Origin of the sequence: Rhodococcus sp. NPDC060086 (genome assembly GCF_042730275.1) — a bacterium.
In the GTDB taxonomy this organism is placed as follows: Bacteria; Actinomycetota; Actinomycetes; order Mycobacteriales; family Mycobacteriaceae; genus Rhodococcus.
The window spans coordinates 1-18,350 of record NZ_JBHWWZ010000074.1; the positions used below are offsets into that span (position 1 = coordinate 1).

15 protein-coding genes are annotated in these 18,350 nt (G+C 67.8%); 2 read left to right on the top strand and 13 right to left on the bottom strand.

Annotated elements, in window-relative coordinates:
- Positions 1-268: 268 nt before the first annotated feature.
- The 6 genes from ACFWB0_RS24320 to ACFWB0_RS24345 all read right to left on the bottom strand — a co-directional run bounded on the left by ACFWB0_RS24320 (position 269) and on the right by ACFWB0_RS24345 (position 9,040).
- Positions 269-1,447: a metallophosphoesterase gene (locus ACFWB0_RS24320; RefSeq protein WP_378492961.1), complete on the bottom strand. Its 1,179-nt coding sequence runs from the start codon at positions 1,445-1,447 to the stop codon at positions 269-271.
- Between the two features lie 2 nt (positions 1,448-1,449).
- Positions 1,450-3,234 (bottom strand): substrate-binding domain-containing protein, encoded by a 1,785-nt coding sequence (locus tag ACFWB0_RS24325; protein WP_378492962.1) that lies wholly within the window; start codon positions 3,232-3,234, stop codon positions 1,450-1,452.
- A gap of 153 nt (positions 3,235-3,387) precedes the next feature.
- On the bottom strand, positions 3,388-5,571 hold the full coding sequence (locus ACFWB0_RS24330) for a malate synthase G (protein ID WP_378492963.1): 2,184 nt from the start codon (positions 5,569-5,571) through the stop codon (positions 3,388-3,390).
- Positions 5,572-5,661: 90 nt separating this feature from the next.
- Positions 5,662-6,579, bottom strand: a complete 918-nt coding sequence (locus ACFWB0_RS24335) for a 3-methyladenine DNA glycosylase (protein ID WP_378492964.1) — start codon at positions 6,577-6,579, stop codon at positions 5,662-5,664.
- The gene (locus ACFWB0_RS24340; RefSeq protein ID WP_378492965.1) at positions 6,576-7,676 is read right to left on the bottom strand and encodes a hemolysin family protein; all 1,101 of its coding nucleotides are present in this window, start codon (positions 7,674-7,676) and stop codon (positions 6,576-6,578) included. The genes ACFWB0_RS24335 and ACFWB0_RS24340 overlap by 4 nt, the downstream gene beginning before the upstream one ends.
- Positions 7,673-9,040 (bottom strand): hemolysin family protein, encoded by a 1,368-nt coding sequence (locus ACFWB0_RS24345; RefSeq protein ID WP_378492966.1) that lies wholly within the window; start codon positions 9,038-9,040, stop codon positions 7,673-7,675. The genes ACFWB0_RS24340 and ACFWB0_RS24345 overlap by 4 nt, the downstream gene beginning before the upstream one ends.
- 216 nt (positions 9,041-9,256) lie before the next feature.
- Here ACFWB0_RS24345 and ACFWB0_RS24350 point away from each other — a divergent pair, with 216 nt between their 5' ends.
- Complete coding sequence (locus tag ACFWB0_RS24350) at positions 9,257-9,919, top strand: class I SAM-dependent methyltransferase (protein WP_378492972.1); 663 nt, start codon at positions 9,257-9,259, stop codon at positions 9,917-9,919.
- Here the strand turns inward: ACFWB0_RS24350 and ACFWB0_RS24355 are convergent, their stop codons facing one another.
- The 7 genes from ACFWB0_RS24355 to ACFWB0_RS24385 form a co-directional block, all read right to left on the bottom strand.
- Entirely contained in the window at positions 9,920-10,810 is an 891-nt protein-coding gene (locus ACFWB0_RS24355; RefSeq protein WP_378492967.1) for a DMT family transporter, read from the bottom strand. It abuts the gene before it with no gap.
- Positions 10,811-10,826: 16 nt separating this feature from the next.
- Positions 10,827-12,278, bottom strand: coding sequence for an NADP-dependent phosphogluconate dehydrogenase (gene gndA, locus ACFWB0_RS24360; protein ID WP_378492968.1), 1,452 nt, complete (start codon positions 12,276-12,278; stop codon positions 10,827-10,829).
- 59 nt (positions 12,279-12,337) lie between these two features.
- The gene (locus tag ACFWB0_RS24365; protein WP_378492969.1) at positions 12,338-13,288 is read right to left on the bottom strand and encodes a M56 family metallopeptidase; all 951 of its coding nucleotides are present in this window, start codon (positions 13,286-13,288) and stop codon (positions 12,338-12,340) included.
- Between the two features lie 13 nt (positions 13,289-13,301).
- Positions 13,302-13,703, bottom strand: coding sequence for a BlaI/MecI/CopY family transcriptional regulator (locus ACFWB0_RS24370; RefSeq protein WP_378492970.1), 402 nt, complete (start codon positions 13,701-13,703; stop codon positions 13,302-13,304).
- 40 nt (positions 13,704-13,743) lie between these two features.
- A complete protein-coding gene (locus tag ACFWB0_RS24375) occupies positions 13,744-14,580 on the bottom strand; it encodes an ABC transporter ATP-binding protein (RefSeq protein ID WP_378492973.1) in 837 nt (278 codons plus the stop codon).
- Between the two features lie 47 nt (positions 14,581-14,627).
- Positions 14,628-15,704 (bottom strand): FecCD family ABC transporter permease, encoded by a 1,077-nt coding sequence (locus ACFWB0_RS24380; protein WP_378492974.1) that lies wholly within the window; start codon positions 15,702-15,704, stop codon positions 14,628-14,630.
- Positions 15,705-15,772: 68 nt separating this feature from the next.
- The gene (locus ACFWB0_RS24385) at positions 15,773-17,206 is read right to left on the bottom strand and encodes a FecCD family ABC transporter permease (RefSeq protein WP_378492975.1); all 1,434 of its coding nucleotides are present in this window, start codon (positions 17,204-17,206) and stop codon (positions 15,773-15,775) included.
- Between the two features lie 219 nt (positions 17,207-17,425).
- On the opposite strand from ACFWB0_RS24385, the gene ACFWB0_RS24390 reads away from it, so the two are divergent.
- Positions 17,426-18,169: a hypothetical protein gene (locus ACFWB0_RS24390; protein WP_378492971.1), complete on the top strand. Its 744-nt coding sequence runs from the start codon at positions 17,426-17,428 to the stop codon at positions 18,167-18,169.
- Positions 18,170-18,350: the final 181 nt, after the last annotated feature.

An 18,350-nucleotide genomic window follows, 5' to 3' on the forward strand; every position in this document is an offset into this window, starting at 1 on the left:
TGTGGCCCTGGGTACCACGAATCGCCGGGCCACCGGGCGACCGCATTTTGGTGTGCTCGTGCCCTCCGCGGGCGGCGACCAGAAACTGTGCCGGGGTGGGGCTGGGGGCTGTTGCCCGCAGCCCCACATTCTCGCAATTGTATTCTGAACGGTACGGAAGACTTATAAATACCGAATATGGTCAATACAACGAACGCCCCTCACCTCAAACCCCTCATCGATCCCGAGGTTTGAGGCGAGAAGAGTAAGAAGCGAAAGCTTTCGCTTTCTATTTTTCTGTGACGAGCTCGAGTATAGAAATCTCAGGAGGCGCGGCAATGCGCACCGGCGGACCCCAGGCGCCGGCTCCCTGCGAGGTGTAGATGGCGGTATCACCGAAGTGATCCAACCCGGTGACGGTGGGGTTTGCGGCGGACACGATGTATCCGAGGGGCCACATCTGGCCGCCGTGAGTATGCCCGGACAGTTGAAGATCCACCCCGAGGTCCTGTGCTTCGAGGACGTGTTTCGGCTGATGTGCGGCGAGGAGGACGAAGGTCTCGGGTGACAGTCCGTCAATTGCTTGGGGGAGATCCGCCGCATCCGGTGCCGGCGCGGTGTAGTCGTGTACACCTGCAACGGCGATCTCGTCGCCGTTACGCGCCACGATGACGTGTTCGTTTCGCAAGGTCTGTACACCGAGGGTTTCCCAGTGGTCGAGCCAGGACAGCACGTCGTCGGAGTAGTACTCGTGGTTGCCGCTGACTCCGTAGACGCCGAGTGGAGCACGAAGCTCCGCGAGAGGAGCGAGGTCGTCGCCGACGAACTCGATGGTCCCGTCGGCGAGATCTCCGCCGAGAACGATGAGGTCGGGTTGCTGTTCGTTGACCTGATCGACGACTCCCTGCACGAACCCGGCGCCCCTTGCAGGCCCGACGTGCAGATCCGTGATCAGAGCGACGCGAAGTCCGTCGAACCCGTCCGGAAGCCCGGGTAATGCGATGGTGGAGTGGACGAGTCTGGGATTGGCGGCTTCGATCAGGCTTCCGTAGCAGATCGTGACGACGGTGGCGGTGACCAGTGTGCCCGTCGCGATGCGCAGGGCACGCCGTGGTGGTCGTTCGGAGGTGTCGAGTTCGGAGGTGTCGAGTTCGGAGGCATCGCCGGTTCGGAACCTGCGCACGAGCCTTGCCCCGAGGCAGAACACTCCGATGACGAGGATTCCGAGGATCAGGTAGAGCCCGGCTGCAAACCAGCTGTAGCCGACGAAGCCGAGTGGGCGCGCCCATGCGGGGTCGAGGAGGGTCCCGGTGACCGACGCGGCCAAGGAGACGACGAGCAACAGCACGAGCACAAGATCAGCGACGAAGGCGCTTCTTCCGGTGAGGCCCGGGGCTCGCACGAGGCGGCGGTGGAGCCAGAAGGTGATGAGGGCGAGGAACGTCCCCGCGACGAGCAGTCGGATCACGGTCAGGAGATGAGCTTTCGGATCAGGCCGGTCAGGTCGTCGTTCGCCGTGGAGGAGAGCGTGGAGTACGACCCACCGGTGCGGTCGGTGAGGTCTTGCAATGTCCCGGAATCGGTGACGTCGTCGCCGAGGACGACGATGTCTATCCGGACCGGCGCAGAACTGTCGGTGAGTTCATCGAGTCGGTCGAGGAACTCGTCGGCTGTGTCGGTGCTGGTGCTGGTGCTGTCGTCGTCCAGGCTCGTGTCGTCACTGTCGAGGATCACGAGCATCGAGTTCGGTCTGGACGGATCGTAGTTGTCGACGGCGTCGGCGTATGTGGCGAGGATCGAGTCGTATACCGGTGCGGTCTCGGTGGGGGTGACCGTGTCGAGTGCGGAGGTCAGTGCCGCGCGCTGTGCGAGGGTGAGCGCGTCGCGGGCGACGGCGGTTCGGTAGGACGAGGTGTCGTCGAAGACGTACATCCCGACGATCGACGAGTTCGGAGTGCGGCGGAGGACACTGTCGATGGCGGATGCGGTGTCGTCGAGTCGGGTGCTGTCTCCGTCTACTGCGGCCATGGAGGCGGTGGTGTCCACGAGCACGGTGGTCTTGGTGGGCGACCGGGGGTTGAGCCGGATGTCGAGGAGCGTGTCGCCGACCGAAGGTTCGGCAGCGGCGAGGACGCTCGTGACCGGGGGGTATGTGAAGGTGGCGGCATCGGAGTCCGAGGTATCGGGGGAATCGCCGTCTTCGCTGCGGAATCCGTCGTCGAGGAAATTCTGCGCCTGGTCGGGGTTGCGCACGTAGTCGATGAACTGGCCGGCTGCTCGAGACAAGGTTTCGTCCACCCAGGGCGTGCTGAGGACCACCGCGGGAAAATCTGCAATCGGTGTGGCTCCTGCGGGAAGGAACCCGGCGATGCCGTCGGCGGTTCCGTCGGTGACGGCGTCGTACAGTTGCTTCTCTGTCACGGGGACCGCGTGGATCGGGGACTCGGGGGTGGAGTTCGCGGCCAGGGCCGTGAGTGCATCGGCTGTGGCGGGGCCGGCGGCGATATCGAGTGCGTCGGCGCCGAGCGCTAGTTCGGTCGTGGCGGTCACGACGTCGGGGGAGTCGGCTTCGTCCAGGGTCAGTGGTCCTGTGCCGGTGGTCGAGGCGGCGGCGAGTGCTTCGAGTGCGGGCACGGTGGCATCGCTGCGCGCTCCGGTGGGTAGGGCCATACGCAGAGATTCCCAGGGCATGAGGCCGAGGGTGCTGAGGGATCCGGGAGTGGCTTGCAGGGACGGTAGGTCGCGCCATTCGACCCCGGCAGCGCTGAGTCCGTTGCGGAGAGCGGTCGGTGCGGCGAGAACGATCGGGGAAGTGGCGAGGGATCGACGTTGTCCGCTCGCGCTCGTTCCCGCGCGGTCGGCGGCGCGGGTGTCGACGGGCACCCAGAGGGCGGGTTCGGGGCCGAGTTCGGGGTTCCAGGGGCTCTCGGCGCCGAGAGCGGTCGCTGTGGGTGTGGATTCGGTGGCGGTGACGTGCGCTGTGATGCAGTAGTCGCGGATCACGGGCGCGACGTCGGTGTTCCATGTGGCGGCGAGGTCGGTGAGGGTGGGGGCGATGAGTGGGTCGGCGGCGATGTGGAGTTCGGCGTCGCCTTCGACGCAGGTGCCGGCGGCTTCGGTGGCCTGGTCGTCGATTCGGTCGCGAAGTTGAAGCCAGCCGAGGACGCCGAGGACCAACAGGACGACGACGACCAGGGCAACGATGAGGGTTGTGCTGACGCCACGTGTTCCGCCGGATCCGCGATGTCGAGCCACTTTGTTTTTCGCCTCGTTTCGTTGTTGTCGGGCCTCAGCAGTCTAGTGACTGCGCGATGTATGGCGGTGCGGTGCGCTGTCGGGTGGTGCGGCGATGGGCCCCGATCCACTGGATCGGGGCCCATCGTCTCAGGTGCAGCTTGTTGTCGGAGGTCAGGCGTTGGCGGCCTTGTACTCGCGGCGGCGGCGGTGCAGGATCGGCTCGGTGTAGCCGCTGGGCTGCGTGGTGCCTTCGAGGATCAGTTCCTTGGCGGCCTGGAAGGCGATATTGGTGTCGAAGTTCGGTGCCATGTTCCGGTAGGTGGCGTCGCCTTCGTTCTGGCGGTCGACGACCGGTGCCATGCGTTCGAGGGACGCGACGACGTCGTCGGCCGTGACGATGCCGTGGCGGATCCAGTTCGCGAGGAGCTGGCTCGAGATCCGCAGGGTGGCGCGGTCTTCCATGAGCGCGATGTCGTGGATGTCGGGCACCTTGGAGCAGCCGACACCCGCATCGATCCAGCGGACAACGTAACCGAGGATGGACTGGCAATTGTTGTCGAGTTCTTCACGCTTCTCGGCGTCGGACCAGTCGGTGTTCTCGGCAAGCGGGATGGTGAGGATGTCGTCGACGGTGGCGCGGGTCTTGCCCTTCAGTTCTTCCTGGACCGCGACGACGTCGACCTCGTGATAGTGAGTGGCGTGCAGCGTCGCGCCGGTGGGGGACGGCACCCACGCGGTGTTGGCGCCTGCCTTGGGCTGGCCGATCTTCTGCACGAGCATGTCCGCCATGAGGTCGGTCATGGCCCACATGCCCTTGCCGATCTGGGCCTTGCCCTGCAAGCCGGTGGCGAGCCCGGTGTCGACGTTCCAGTCTTCGTAGGCGCTGATCCACTTCTGCTGCTTCATGGCGGCCTTGCGCACAACGGCGCCGGCTTCCATGGAGGTGTGGATTTCGTCGCCGGTGCGGTCGAGGAAGCCGGTGTTGATGAACACCACACGTTCGGAGGCGGCTTCGATGCAGGCGGCGAGGTTGACGGTGGTGCGTCGTTCCTCATCCATGATGCCGACCTTGATGGTGTTGGCAGGCAGGTCGAGGATCTCTTCGACGCGGCCGAACAGCTCGGTGGTGAAGGCGGATTCCTCGGGGCCGTGCTGCTTGGGCTTGACGATGTAGATCGATCCGGTGCGGCTGTTGGCGAGGGCGCCGTGTGCGTCGTCGGTGTGCAGACCGTGGACGGCACACAGGCTGGTGATCAGCGCGTCGAGGATGCCCTCGGGGATCTCGTTGCCGTCGGCGTCGAGGATGGCGGGGGTGGTCATGAGGTGACCGACGTTGCGGACGAACAACAGGGACCGGCCGTGCAGTTCGAGGTTGCTGCCGTCGAGTGCGGTGTAGACCCGGTTGTCGTTGAGCGTACGGGTCAGGGTCTTGCCGCCCTTGTCGAACGACTCGGTCAGGTCGCCGCGGTTGAGGCCGAGCCAGTTGCGGTATCCGAGGGTCTTGTCGTCGGCGTCGACTGCGGCGACGGAGTCCTCGAAGTCCATGATCGTGGTGACGGCGGATTCGAGGACGACGTCCTTGACTCCGGCGGCGTCGGTGCTACCGATGGGGGAGGCGGCGTCGATCTGGATCTCGATATGCAGGCCGTTGTTGCGCAGCAGCACGGAGGTGGGGGCGTTCTTGTCGCCGAGGTAGCCGACGAGTTCGTCGGCGTCGGCGAGACCGGTGACGGTGCCGTCGGCGAGCGTGACCTTCAGTTCGGTGCCGTCGATGGCGTAGTTCGTCGAGTCGGAGTGACTGCCGGACTGCAGGGGCGCGGCTTTGTCGAGGAAGTCGCGGGCCCAGGCGATGACCTTGTCGCCGCGGACCTTGTTGTAGCCGGCGGTCTTCTCGGCGCCGCCGTCCTCGGAGATGGCGTCGGTGCCGTACAGGGCGTCGTAGAGCGAGCCCCAGCGGGCGTTGGAGGCGTTGAGCGCGAAGCGGGCGTTGAGGATCGGCACGACGAGCTGCGGGCCCGGGGTGGAGGTGATCTCGGTGTCGACGCCGGAGGTGGTGACCTGGAAGGGGGCGGGGACGGGGACGAGGTAGCCGATTTCCTCGAGGAACGCCTTGTAGGAGGCCGCGTCGTGCAGCGCTCCGGCGCGGTCGCGGTGCCAGGTGTCGATCTGGGTCTGGAGGTCGTCGCGCTTGGCGAGCAGCGCACGGTTTTTGGGTGCGAGCTCTTCGACGATCTTGTCGGCGCCGGCCCAGAACGCGGCCGCGTCCAGTCCGGTGCCGGGAAGCGCCTCATTGTTGACGAAGTCGTAGAGCACCTTGGCGATCTGCAGTCCGCCGACGGTCACGCGTTCAGTCATTACCCTCACTCTTTCCGGTTGCTGTGCGCCCGGTGGTGTTGCGTTCCGGGAGCCGCACGAAAATTCACCAATTATGTTACCCGCCGGTAGCTAGAGGCGTACCTCGGTTGGGCGCGCGCGCAGGGCGGAGCATCGTTCGAGCAGGTCCTGTCTCAGGTCCGCGGCGCGAGAGGTGAGCGCCGACTGCTCGCGGACGTACTGTGCGCGTCCGGCGGCAGTCTCGATCGTGATGGGCGAGTAGCCGTAGTCGATCAGATCATACGGGCTCGCTCGCATGTCGAGTTCGCGCGTCGCGGCCGCGTGCTGGAAGCAGCGCAGCAGCAGTTCCGAATCGACCAGGGGTGAGAGCTTGTAGCACCACTTGTAGAGGTCCATGCCTGCGTGCAGGCATCCGGGCTGCTCGCGGTCGAGTTGGTCGTCGCGGGTCAGCGGTTCGATATTGCGAGGTGCCGCCTCCGGCGTGAAGAACCGATAGGCGTCGTAATGGCTGCAGCGTAACTGCATTGATTCCACCACTGCATCGGTTCCGGCATGGCCGAGCCGCAGCGGCACCGCCGAATGCCGGACATCGTCACTGCTCGTGCGGTACACCATGGCCCATTCGTGCAGTCCGAAACAGCCGAGCTGGGCAGGTCGCGCTCGGGTTCGCGTCAGGAGTTCGGCCACGAACTCGACCATCGCGAACCGACGGTCGAGGGTGTCGGAGCTCACGCGAACCCCGGGCGTGCCGTCGACGACGACCCGCTCGTACGCGGGATTGTCGCGATACTCGCGACCTGCGCCCAGAAGAACGGTGCCGAATCCGGGGTGCCACCGGCGCAGCTGTGCCGGCCGGTGGCTGTAGTAGGTGAACAGGAAGTCGTGGACCGGGTGCGTCTGCTGCGCCGCGCGCCGTCGCAGGTGGCCGGCGAGCAGTTCGTCGGCCTGGTGGCGGTGGTGGTCGCGGCGCGCGGTCCATTCGTGTGCGGTGAGGATCACGTCGCGGCGCGCGGTCGGGGCCTCGGTCACTGGGGTGGTTCTCCTGTGCGGTGTCCGGGGGTGGGGTCGGTGATGCGGTGGGTGGCATCGCGGACAGTGCCGACGAATTCTTCGACGAGGTCTTCGAGCGCGACGATGCCCAGCGTCGCTCCGGTGTTGTCGACGATGCCACCGAGATGGGAGCGGGTGCGTCGCAATCGGGACAGGGCGTCGTCGAGCGGGGTGTCGACGGAGAGTGAGGGAAGGGGTCGGATGGTGTCGGGTGGGATCACCGTGCCGGGGCCCGCGGTCTGGTCGTGGACGAGGTCGAGGACGTCCTTGACATGGAGGTATCCTGTGTAGTCGCCGGTGGAGGTGCGGGTGGGGTAGCGCGAGAACCCGGTCGAGGTGACGGCGTGTTCGATGGCACCGAGCGTGACGCCGGTTGCGGTGACGGGCACGGTGCGCACGTCGCTGATCGCGATCAGGACGTCGGTGACGGTGCGTCCACCGGTGTTCAGTGCCTGGGTGAGACGGCGGTGTTCTTCTTCGTCGATCAGGCCTTCGGAGCGGGATTCGCCGATCATCTCGGTCAGTTCGACGGCGGTGACGGTGACGTCGAGTTCGTCCTTGGGTTCGACGCGCATCACGCGCAACGTGATGTTGGCGCACCAGTTGTAGAAGGCGATCAGGGGGCGGGCCGGTCGCATGAACAGCAGGTGGACGGGGACGAGGATCATAGCGGTGCGTTCGGGGCCGGCGATGGCGATGTTCTTGGGCACCATCTCGCCGAGCAGGATGTGCAGGGTCACCACGAGCGCGATCGAGATGGTGAACGCGATGGGGTGCAGCAGCTGGTCGGGTAGGCCGATGAGGTGGAGCGGCGCCTCGATGAGATGCGCGATGGCGGGTTCGCCGACCCGGCCGAGCAGGATCGAGCAGATCGTGATGCCGAGTTGGGAGCCGGCGAGCATCAGCGAGAGGTGTTCACCGGCGGCGATGACGGTGCGGGCCCGTTTCTTGCCTTGGGTGTCGAGCGCTTCGAGTCGGTCGCGGCGGGCGGTGATGAGGGAGAATTCGGCGCCGACGAAGAAAGCGTTGCCGGCGAGGAGTAATACGGTCAGAGCGGCCCCGAGCAGGTCGTTCACGGCTGCTCCTGTTCGGTGTGCTCATGATCGTGGTCGGGACTGTTTCGTTCGGGCTCGGTGGGCGTCAACAGGAGCCGGTCGATGCGGTGACCGTCCATCTCGAGGACCCGGGCGCGCCACGGGGCGGTGTCGCGGGCCGGGAGCGGGATCTCGTCGTGGATCTCGGGGATGCGACCGAGTTCGGTGAGGATGAGCCCGCCGATCGTCTCGTAGTCGCCGTCGGGCGCGAGGTAGCCGGTGAGGCGTTCGACCTCGTCGATGCGCAGGAGCCCGGAGCACGACCAGCCGTTGTCGAGTGGGTGTGCCTCGGGTTGTGGTTGGTCGTGCTCGTCGTGGACGTCGCCGATGATTTCCTCGATGAGGTCTTCCATCGTGACGATCCCGGCGGTACCGCCGTATTCGTCGGCGACGAGGGCGACCTGCATTCCGTCGGCGCGGACCCGCTCCATGACGGTGTCACCGTCGAGGGTCGACGGCACGACCGGCACTTTCCGGACGAGGTTCTGGACCGCGGTGGTGCCGCGCCGGTCGGCGGCGACGGTGAACGCGTGTTTGATGTGGACGACGCCGAGGGTGGAGTCGAGGTCGGAGTCGATGACCGGGAACCGGGAGTATCCGGTGCGGGAGGACAGTTCGATCAGGTCGAGGACCGTGTCCCGGCGGTCGAGGGATTCGATGGTCATGCGCGGGGTCATGAGGTCTTCGGCGGTGCGTGCACCGAAGCGGAGGGAACGGTCGACGAGTCGGGCGGTGGATTCGTCGAGAACTCCGCTTTGGGCGGAGGCGCGCACGAGGGAGCCGAGTTCTTGTGGAGAGCGCGCCGAGCGGAGTTCCTCGGCGGGTTCGATGCCGACGCGCCGCACAATGTGGTTGGCGGCGTTGTTGAGGCCGTGAATGGCCCAGCGGAAGACCAGGGAGAAGCCGGCTTGGAGTCCGGCGGTAGCGCGGGCGGTGGCCAGAGGCCGGGAGATGGCGATGTTCTTCGGGACGAGTTCACCGAAGATCATGGAGAACGAGGTGGCGATGACGAGCGCGACGATCAGGGACACGGTGCTCGCGGTGGTCTCGGACAGTCCGAGCCTGTCGAGCAGGGGGTGGATGAAGCGGGCGAGGACCGGTTCGGCGAGGTAGCCGGTGATCAGGGTGGTGATGGTGATGCCGAGTTGGGCGCCGGAGAGTTGGAACGACAGGGTGCTGTGGGCGTGCTGTACCTGGCGGGCGCGGCGGTCACCGGTACGGGCGTGTGCGTCGACGGTGCTGCGTTCGAGGGCGGTCAGGGAGAATTCGGCGGCGACGAACAGGGCGGTGCCTGCGGTGAGTGCGACGAAGCCGAGGAGGCTGAGGACGGACAGAGCGACGGACATCAGGGTCGCTCCTGTGTGGTGGTTGCGCCGTCGTCGGCCGGGTGCATGCTGGTGGGTGCCGCGGGCACCGAGTTCCTCTCGTCGAATCCGGGGCGGGTGTGAGTCCTCCCGGACGGTGTGGTGAAAGTGTCCATTCTAATTCGGCGCGTCGCAGGTTGTCGTGTGGTGCTGTGGGGCGGGTTGTCGATTGTGGTGCCTCGAGGTGCTTAGGGTGGGCTGTACGCGGCGCACATCGGTGGGCCCGATCGAGGAGGTGGGACTTTGTCCGAGCGCATCCGAAGTCAGTGGGAGGACATCGCCGAGGCGGATCCGTCGCATTCGAGTTGGTATGTCGAGCGTTTCCGGACGATGGCGGCGCAGGGGCAGGACATCGTCGGTGAGGCCCGGTTGATCGACGCGATGCTGGGGCGGGGTGCGCGGGTGCTCGATGCGGGGTGTGGGCCGGGCCGGTTGGGTGGCTATCTGCACGGGGTGGGGCACGTGGTGGTGGGGGTCGATGTCGATCCGGTGCTGGTGGCGGCGGCGGAGGAGGATCATCCGGGGCCGACCTGGCTGGTCGGAGATCTCGCCGAGTTGGATCTGCCGAGTCGTGGTGTGGCGGCGGAGTTCGACGCGATCGTGTGTGCGGGCAATGTGATGACGTTTTTGGCGCCGGCGACGCGGCGGGCGACGTTGGCCGGGTTCGCGCGGCATCTGGCGCCTGCGGGGCGTGCGGTGGTCGGGTTCGGTGCGGGTCGCGATTACGACTTCGCCGAGTTCCTTGCGGATGCTGCGGCCGGTGGGCTCACGCCGGAGTTGTTGTTGTCGACGTGGGATGTGCGTCCGTTCACCGACGATTCGGATTTCCTGGTTGCGGTGTTGTCGCGGTCGGGAGCCTGATCAGGGCTGGGCCGTCTCCGTGGGCTGGGCCGTCTCCGTGGGTGGCGGCGGTGTAGTGACGGTGTGGGCGAGCGCGAGGGTGGTCACGGCTATCACCGCGACTGCGGTGATGGTGACGGTGAGGCCGATGCCGTCGGTGTCGAGGTGTTCGCCGAGCACTGTCATGCCGAGGAAGACGGCGGCGAGGGGTTCGGCGATGGTCAGGGTGGGCAGGGAGGCGGTCAGTGGGCCGGCCTGGAAGGCGCGTTGCTGCAGATACATGCCGGTGAGCCCGGCGGCAATCACGGCCCAGGTCTGCCACGAGCCGAGCAGGGTGGGCAGGCCGTGTTCGGCCAGGTCGGTGACGTGTTTGGTGAATGCGGCGGCGACTCCGTAGAGGATGCCGGCGGCGGTGCCGAGCAGCATGGCACGGCGCACCGGCGGGCCGGGAGCGAGACCGAGTGCGGTTGCGGCAGCGGCGAGTGCACCGACGATGCACAGTGGCAGTGCCCATCGGGTGGCGGTGGCGTCGATGGTGCCTGCTGTGGGGTTGCCGGCGACCAGGAACACCGCCAGTGCGATACACAGTGCCCCGGCGAGTAGCAGGGTGCGTCGGTCGGGGCGTTGTCCGGTGAGGTAGGCGGAGATGGGGATCGCGAAGAGCAGCGACGAGACGAGCAGGGGTTGCACGATCAGGACGGTGCCGAGCGCGAGCGCGAGGACCTGCAGGGCGTAGCCGCCGCCGTCCACGGCCAGTGCCGCCCACCAGCGGGGGTTGCGGACGAGGTTGCCCACGAGTGGGCCGGTGGTGGGGACGGCGGCGGCGGAGCGTTGCTGGGCGACCATGCTGACGGCGACCAGCACCGCGGCGGCGAGCGCGCACGCCACGGATGCTGCCGTGGTGCCGGTCATGTGGTCGGCGGGTCGTTCAGGCCTGGACTTCGCTGTGGTCGCCGCTCCACAGGGTGTGGAACTTGCCGGGCTTGTCGGTGCGCTCGTAGGTGTGTGCGCCGAAGTAGTCGCGTTGGCCCTGTGTCAGTGCCGCGGGTAGGCGTTCGGCGCGCAGCCCGTCGTAGTACGACAGGGATGAGCCGAAGGCGGGGATGGGGATGCCGAGGGTGGTGGCGGTGACCACGACGCGCCGCCAGCTGTCGATGCCGGCTTCGATGGCGTCGCGGAAGTACGGGGCGAGGATCAGGCTGGGCAGTTCGGGGTCCGCGTCGTAGGCCTCTTTGATGCGGTTGAGGAACTGGGCGCGGATGATGCAGCCGCCACGCCAGATGGTGGCCATGGCGGCGCGGTCGATGTTCCAGCCGTATTCGGAGCTGCCTGCGGCGATCTGGTCGAAGCCCTGGGCGTAGGCGACGATCTTCGAGGCGTAGAGGGCGGCGCGGATGTCTTCGGTGAATTGTGCGGTGTCGGTGGGGGCGGCGCCGAGGGCACCGGAGGTCAGGTCGCGGGCTGCGGCGCGTTGGGTGCGTGAGCCGGACAGGGCGCGGGCGAACACGGCTTCGGCGATGCCGGTGACGGGGATGCCGAGGTCGAGGGCGGCCTTGACGGTCCAGCGGCCGGTGCCTTTCTGTTCGGCGGCGTCGACGATGACGTCGACGAGGGGTTGTCCGGTGGTGGCGTCGGTTTGGCGCAGTACCTCGGCGGTGATTTCGATGAGGTACGACTCGAGGGTGCCGGTGTTCCAGTCGGCGAAGACGTCGGCGATGTCGGCGGCGCCGTAGCCGAGCGCGTCGCGCAGCAGGTGGTATGCCTCGCCGATGAGTTGCATGTCGGCGTATTCGATGCCGTTGTGCACCATCTTGACGAAGTGTCCGGCGCCGTCGGGGCCGACGTGGGTGCAGCAGGGGGTGCCGTCGACTTTGGCGGAGACGGCTTCGAGGAGGGGGCCGAGTGCGGTGTAGGACTCGGCGGGGCCGCCGGGCATGATGGACGGTCCGTTGAGGGCGCCTTCTTCGCCGCCGGAGATGCCGGCGCCGACGAAGTGCAGTCCGCGTTCGCGCAGGGCGGCTTCGCGGCGGATGGTGTCGGTGTAGAGGGCGTTGCCGCCGTCGATGATGATGTCGCCGGGTTCCATGGCGTCGGCGAGTTCGTCGATGACGGCGTCGGTGGCGTCGCCGGCTTTGACCATGATCAGGACGCGGCGGGGCTTTTCGAGTGCGCCGACGAACTCGTCGATGGTTTCGGTGCGCACGAAGGTGCCGTCGCTGCTGTGTTCGGCGAGCAGGGCGTCGGTTTTGGCGATGCTGCGGTTGTGCAGGGCGACGGTGTAGCCGTGGCGGGCGAAGTTCCGGGCGATGTTGGACCCCATGACGGCCAGGCCGGTCACGCCGATCTGGGCGAGGGGGGTCTCGGTGTGTTCGTCGGTCATGGGGTACAGCTTCCCCCGAAAGGGGGCGTGATCGAAATCGAATGGAAGTACGGGGCGTGTCAGTGGGTGAAGAGTCGGGTGAGCTCGGTCAGCCAGGGGACGGCGACGGCGACGGTGGGGACGACGAGGATCGCGGCGGCAGCGATGTAGGCGCATGCGGAGATGGTGAGGTCGGGGCCGGGATCTGCGAGGCGCTGTACTCGTAGCAGGGTGGAGGGTCCGCCGACGGCGAGGGCGCCGGTGGGGGCGTGGGCGCCGGCGCAGGTGATGAGGGCTCGGGCCAGGGGGGTGGGGCCGGTGACGCGGGCGGCGGAGTCGTCGGCGAGCATTTCGACGAGCAGTTGCACGGAGCCGAGTGCCGACCCGGAGCGGACCCAGCGGGGGAAGGCTTCGTACACGGCGGTGAATGCTTCGAGGATGAGGTCGTGGCGGGCGCGCAGGTGGGAGTGTTCGTGGCGCAGGACGGCGCGCAGTTCGTCGTCGGTGAGGTTGTCGAGGGTGCCTTCGGACAGGACGACGCGGTGCCGGATTCCGGGCAGGCAGTAGGCGATGGGGTCGGTGCTGTCGAGGATCCGTACGTGGGGGAGGGTGCGGACGGCGGAGATGTTGTCGCGGCGGTCGAGGAGGTCGACGAGCATGCGGTGCCGGGAGCGGCGGCGGCGGGTGCGGACAGCGACGTGCAGGATCGAGTAGATCAGGCGTCCGCCGATGAGCAGGGTGAGCATGAAGACGGTGATGTAGGTCAGCCACAGGGGCAGTCCGAGTGCGTCGATCTCCTCGAGGGGGCCGGTGGTGGGTCGGCCGTCGTCGCCGGGGACCAGCAGTCGGCTGGCGATGGCCAGGCCGGAGCTGAACGCGGACAGGACGGCGGCCAGTGCGATGGCCTGCCACAGTACGAGCGCCGCGCGTGGGTTGCGGTGCGGCCAGGTGGCGCGGGCGAGGAGCCCGGGCACGGGGCCGGCGAGGAGAAGCGCAAGTGTGCCGAATACGAGCGCTGTGGTCGCATTCATGGAGTCGAGTCTGTCAGCTCACTTTTCCGGTGGGTCGGTCGGTGCTGTGTTGGGCTTCGAGTTCGGCCAGTGCGGCGCGCAGGGCGGCGGCTTCGTCGGCGCCGACGCGGCCGACGAAGTGGACGAGTGCGGCGGTGCGTCCGGCGGTTTCGTCGGCCTGGTCGAGGGCGTCGACCATGAGGCCGGCGACGAGTTCGTCGTGGCCGTGTACGGGGAGGTAGCGGTGGGCGCGGTCGTCGCGTTGCTGGATGACGAGGTTCTTCTTCGCGAGGCGTTGAAGGACGGTCATGACGGTGGTGTATGCGAGGGAGCGTCGGGTGGAGAGGCCTTCGTGGACCTGTCGCACGGTCTGGGGTTCGGTGGACGACCACAGGTGGTCCATCACTGCTCGCTCGAGTTCGCCTAGTGCTGCCATAGGGTGATTCTACGTAGTCTCCGACATTTGTGCGTACTACCTAGGGTCGTAGGTTTTGGGGTGGGGTGTCGCCGCCGACGGTGCCGTAGACGTGTCGGGTGCCGATGGGCACGATCAGGGGGCGGCCGGAGACCGGGTCGCCGATGACGGAGGCGTCGAGTCCGAAGACGTCGCGGAGCAGTTCGACGGAGATGACCTCGGTCGGGGGGCCGGAGGCGATGACCTTGCCGTCGCGCATGACGACGAGGTGGTCGCTGTAGCGGACGGCGAGGTTGAGGTCGTGCAGGACCATCACCACGGTGCGGCCGAGTTCGCTGTGGAGTTGGTCGACGAGGTCGAGTACTTCGATGGAGTGTGCGAGGTCGAGGTAGGTGGTGGGTTCGTCGAGCAGCAGGATGTCGGTGCCCTGCGCGAGGGCCATGGAGATCCAGGCGCGTTGACGTTGGCCGCCGGAGAGTTCGTCGACGGGGCGGTCGGCGAGGTCGGCGATGCCGGTGCGGGCCAGTGCGGTGGAGACGACGTCTTCGTCGTCGCCGGACCATTGCCGCATAAAGGTCTGGTGGGGGTGGCGGCCACGGGCGACGAGGTCGGCGACGGTGAGGCCTTCGGGGGCGACGGGTGCCTGGGGGAGCATGCCGAGGACGCGGGCGACGTCGCGGGTGCGCATTTTGGTGATCTGGTGGCCGTCGAGCAGGACGTGCCCGGCGCGGGGTTTGAGCAACCGGCTCAGTGAGCGCAGCAGCGTGGATTTTCCGCAGCCGTTGGGTCCGATGATGGTGGTGATCACGCCGGTGGGGATTTCGAGGTCGAGGTCGTCGACGATGAGGCGGTCTCCGTAGCCGAGTTCGAGGTGTTCGGCGACGAGTCGGGCGGCCATGGTGGTGTCCGCATCGGCTGAGTGCGTGTCGAGGGGCTGGATGTCGGTCACACTGAAACCTTCCGGTTGGATCGCACGAGCAGATACAGCAGGAACGGGCCGCCGAGTGCGGAGGTCACCAGGCCGACCGGGAGGGCGACCGGCAGGATGGTGCGGGCGATGATGTCGGCGCCGACGACGAGTGCGGCGCCGGTCAACGCGGAGGCGATGATCGGTGGGCCTGCCGAGCGCACGAGTCTCATCGCGACTTGGGGTGCGGCGAGCGCGACGAAGCCGATCGGGCCTGCGGCGGCGGTGGCGATGGCGGCGAGGGCGCATGCGGCGATGAGCAGCATGCCCTGTTGGGACTGCAGTCGAATGCCGAGGGAGCGGGCGGTGTCGTCGCCGAGCCGCAGGGCGCCGATGGTGAACGCGGCGATGATCGTCCAGGTGCCGATGACGGCGAGGGCGATTCCGGCGGGGATGACCTGGTTCCAGCTGATGCCGTTGAGGGAGCCGGTGAGCCAGACCTGGGCGCGGGAGACGTCGTTGATGTCGGCGGTGACGAGCATCCAGTTGGTCAGGGCGATCAGCATGGCGTTCGCGCCGATGCCGATCAGGACGAGCCGGAATCCGTCGACGCCGTTCTTCCAGGCGAGGAGGTAGAGGACGGAGGCGGTGAGCAGGCCACCGACGAGTGCTGCCAGCGGCAGGCCGAGTGCGGCGAGGAGCCCGACGATGGTGCCGCCGCTGGTGACGACGATCAGGGCGACGGCGGCGGCACTGGCGCCTGCGGTGATGCCGAGGATGTCGGGGCTGGCCAGGGCGTTGCGGGAGAGGGACTGGGTGATGGCGCCGGAGACGGCGAGGGAGGCGCCGACCACGAGCGCGCCGATGCCGCGGGGGAGCCGTAGGTCGAACACGATGAACCGGTCGAGGCGTTCGCCGCCGCCGATGAGCACCTCGATGACCTGGGGGACGGACATCGGGTAGTCGCCGCGGCCGAGTCCGATGCACAGGAGCAGGAACGCGGCGACAGCGAGCAGGACGCATACGAGTACTTGACGGCCGCGCCACACGACCGAGAAGCGGCCGATGCGGAAGGCGGGGCGGGCGGGCACGGCGGTGGAGGCCTGGATGGGGATACGCCGGCGGTGTGGGGCCCCGTCCGGGGCGGGTGGGGTCGTCGCCGGGTCGATTTTCGTCAGGTCGGTCACAGCGACACCAGCTTCCGGCGGCGGACGAGGGCAATGAAGAACGGGGCGCCGACCAGGGCGAGCACGATGCCGACCTGCAGTTCGCCGGGGCGCACCACGATGCGGCCGATGACGTCGGCGAGGACGAGCAGCACACCGCCGAGTAGGCCCGCGTAGGGAACGAGCCAGCGATAGTCGGGGCCGGTGATGGCGCGGGCGATGTGCGGAACGATGAGGCCGACGAACGCGATGGGGCCGCACGCGGCGGTGGCGGCGCCGGTGAGGATGGTGATCACGGCAATGCCGATGACGCGGGTGAGTACGACGTTGGTGCCGAGGGAGCGGGCGACGTCCTCGCCGAGGCTGAGCACGTTGAGTCCGGGTGTGCCGGCGAGGGCGATCACGAGGCCGACGACGATGAAGGGGAGGACCTGCCAGAGCACGTCCATGCCGCGGCCGGCGACGGAGCCGACGACCCAGAAGCGGTAGCCGTCGAGGCTGGTCTGGTCGAGCAGGACGACGGTTTGGATCATGGCCTGGAGGAAGAAGGCGACGGCGGCGCCGGCGAGGGCCAGGCTCAGGGGGCTCGAGCTGCCGTTGCCGATCGAAGAGAATCCGAACACGACGACGCTGGCGAACAGGGATCCCGCGAACGCGAACCACAGGTATTCGGCGGGGCTGCTGGTGCCCAGCAGGTAGATCGAGAGGACCACGAACAGCGCAGCGCCGGCGTTGATGCCGAGGAGCCCGGCGTCGGCGAGGGGGTTGCGGGTGTGGCCTTGGATGAGGGCACCGGCGACACCGAGGGCGATGCCGACGAGCAGGCCGAGCAGGGTGCGGGGGATGCGCAGGGAGTGGATGATCACATCGGTTTCGGAGCCGTCGTTGACGAACAGCGCGTGAAACACCTCGGGGAAGGTCATCGGACGGGCACCGATGGCGACGCTGGCGAGGAGGACCAGGACGAGTATCACGGCGAGTGTGAGGAGCCCGAGGAGTCGTTTGCGGCGGATTCCGGCGACGCTGGTGTCCGCGGGCAGCGGCGTGAAGCCGTCGTCGGCGGCAGTGCGGGCCATGACGACCTCGGTGCGGCGGCGCAGCAGGGCGCGGCGGGTGCCGATGGGAGCGCCGGTGTCCGGGTCGCGGGTGATCAGGTCGGTCCAGGTCTTGCCGAGGCTCGCGCCGGTGCGGCCTTCGCGGTGGCCGCGGTTCCACAGCAGCACCCCGATGGTGGCGACCAGGGCGGCGGCACCGAAGACGACGCGGTCGGTTTGTCCGCCTCCGTTGGCGTCGGCGAGGGTGTCGACGAGTAGCGCGCCGATGGCGAGGGGGATGGCGAGGAGGGCGAGGTCCAGTAGCTCCGCGACGAGGCGGCGGGCCGTGGTGGGCGGGCCGGTGAACTCGGCGGCCGTGGGTTCGGTGGCCGAGAGTTCGGTGGAAGTGGGTCGAATGGTGGCCACGTGCGTGGGGCGCTCCTCGTGACGGCGTTCTCGGGTGGGTCTGGAGTTAGGTTACGGAATCCTATTTCGGTCTGTCACCGGGTGGTGCTTGTCGGCGAGGGTCGTCGGTCGCTGTTTCGGTGTGGCGGGTTGCGCGACCCCCACCCCAGATGTAATGGTTAGCCTTACCTAAGCAACCCGCTGGGTGCCCGTCGACAAGAGAGGTGTCGGATGACGACTCTGCTGCTGCCACCGACCACCACCGCTCCGGTCCCCATGTTCGACGACCGGAGCGTCCGCGCATTCGAAGACACCCGCACTCGACTGCGGGCACTCGCCGCGGGATCGCCCCGTGTCTACGCCGTGGCCTGTATCGACGAAGAACCCAAGCGCCGCTGGTGGAGCCTCGGCAGTTCCGAACGCACCGAGCGCATCGAACTGCTCTATCGACGCTCCCTCGAAGACGTCGACGAACCACGTATCGCCGCAGAGCAGGTCGCCGCCGCGCTCATCCATGCCGTCGTCGGCCGGGTGCTCGCCCCCCTCGCCCTCGAAGGGCGCGTGTGGGATCCCGGCCTCGACAACCTCTGGCTGCATCAGGACAGCGACGGATGCATCGACTGGGCTGGCGTCGCCGACGACACCCTGCGCGTGCTTCCCGGCGACCGCGCCGCCGCCGGTCGTGGGGTCGTGGTGCTGCCGTGCGAGGAGGCCATGGCGGTGTGGACCGCCCACCGCGCCGTGACCGCCCTGACCGCGGTGCACGAGGCGGTGCAGCGATGCGCTCCGCTCGACGGCGCCCGGTTCTGGGCGATGGTCGGGCGCGCGGTCGTCACCGGCGCATCGCAGCTCCCCGTACTCGGCGGCGCCTCCCGTCGCACCGCGGCGCGGCGCGGCCAACAGTTGCTCGACGCCTTCGTGGCGGCAGGACATCCGGTCCGAGGTCTTGTGGGATTAGGTCAGCCTTCCCTATAGTGGAAGACGTGCAACACCGGACCGCGCCGGAGTCCTGAGGGCTGCAGAGACTCCCGGTCCATCCCGACGGCGGGCCTCGCGATCACCACGCGAGGCCCCCCCCCCGATTAGGAACCCGCCAAGGGGGGGGTCGCCGGCCACCGCCAAAACCAACAAGTGGGTCCCAAGATAGTCGGCCACC

Excerpts from the sequence above, each read along its gene's own strand:
- ACFWB0_RS24390 (WP_378492971.1), top strand. The coding sequence starts at position 17,426 with ATGACGACTCTGCTGCTGCCACCGACCACCACCGCTCCGGTCCCCATG.
- gndA (WP_378492968.1), bottom strand. The coding sequence starts at position 12,278 with ATGACCGACGAACACACCGAGACCCCCCTCGCCCAGATCGGCGTGACC.
- ACFWB0_RS24365 (WP_378492969.1), bottom strand. The coding sequence starts at position 13,288 with ATGAATGCGACCACAGCGCTCGTATTCGGCACACTTGCGCTTCTCCTC.
- ACFWB0_RS24370 (WP_378492970.1), bottom strand. The coding sequence starts at position 13,703 with ATGGCAGCACTAGGCGAACTCGAGCGAGCAGTGATGGACCACCTGTGG.
- ACFWB0_RS24355 (WP_378492967.1), bottom strand. The coding sequence starts at position 10,810 with ATGACCGGCACCACGGCAGCATCCGTGGCGTGCGCGCTCGCCGCCGCG.
- ACFWB0_RS24345 (WP_378492966.1), bottom strand. The coding sequence starts at position 9,040 with ATGTCCGTCGCTCTGTCCGTCCTCAGCCTCCTCGGCTTCGTCGCACTC.
- ACFWB0_RS24375 (WP_378492973.1), bottom strand. The coding sequence starts at position 14,580 with ATGGCCGCCCGACTCGTCGCCGAACACCTCGAACTCGGCTACGGAGAC.
- ACFWB0_RS24330 (WP_378492963.1), bottom strand. The coding sequence starts at position 5,571 with ATGACTGAACGCGTGACCGTCGGCGGACTGCAGATCGCCAAGGTGCTC.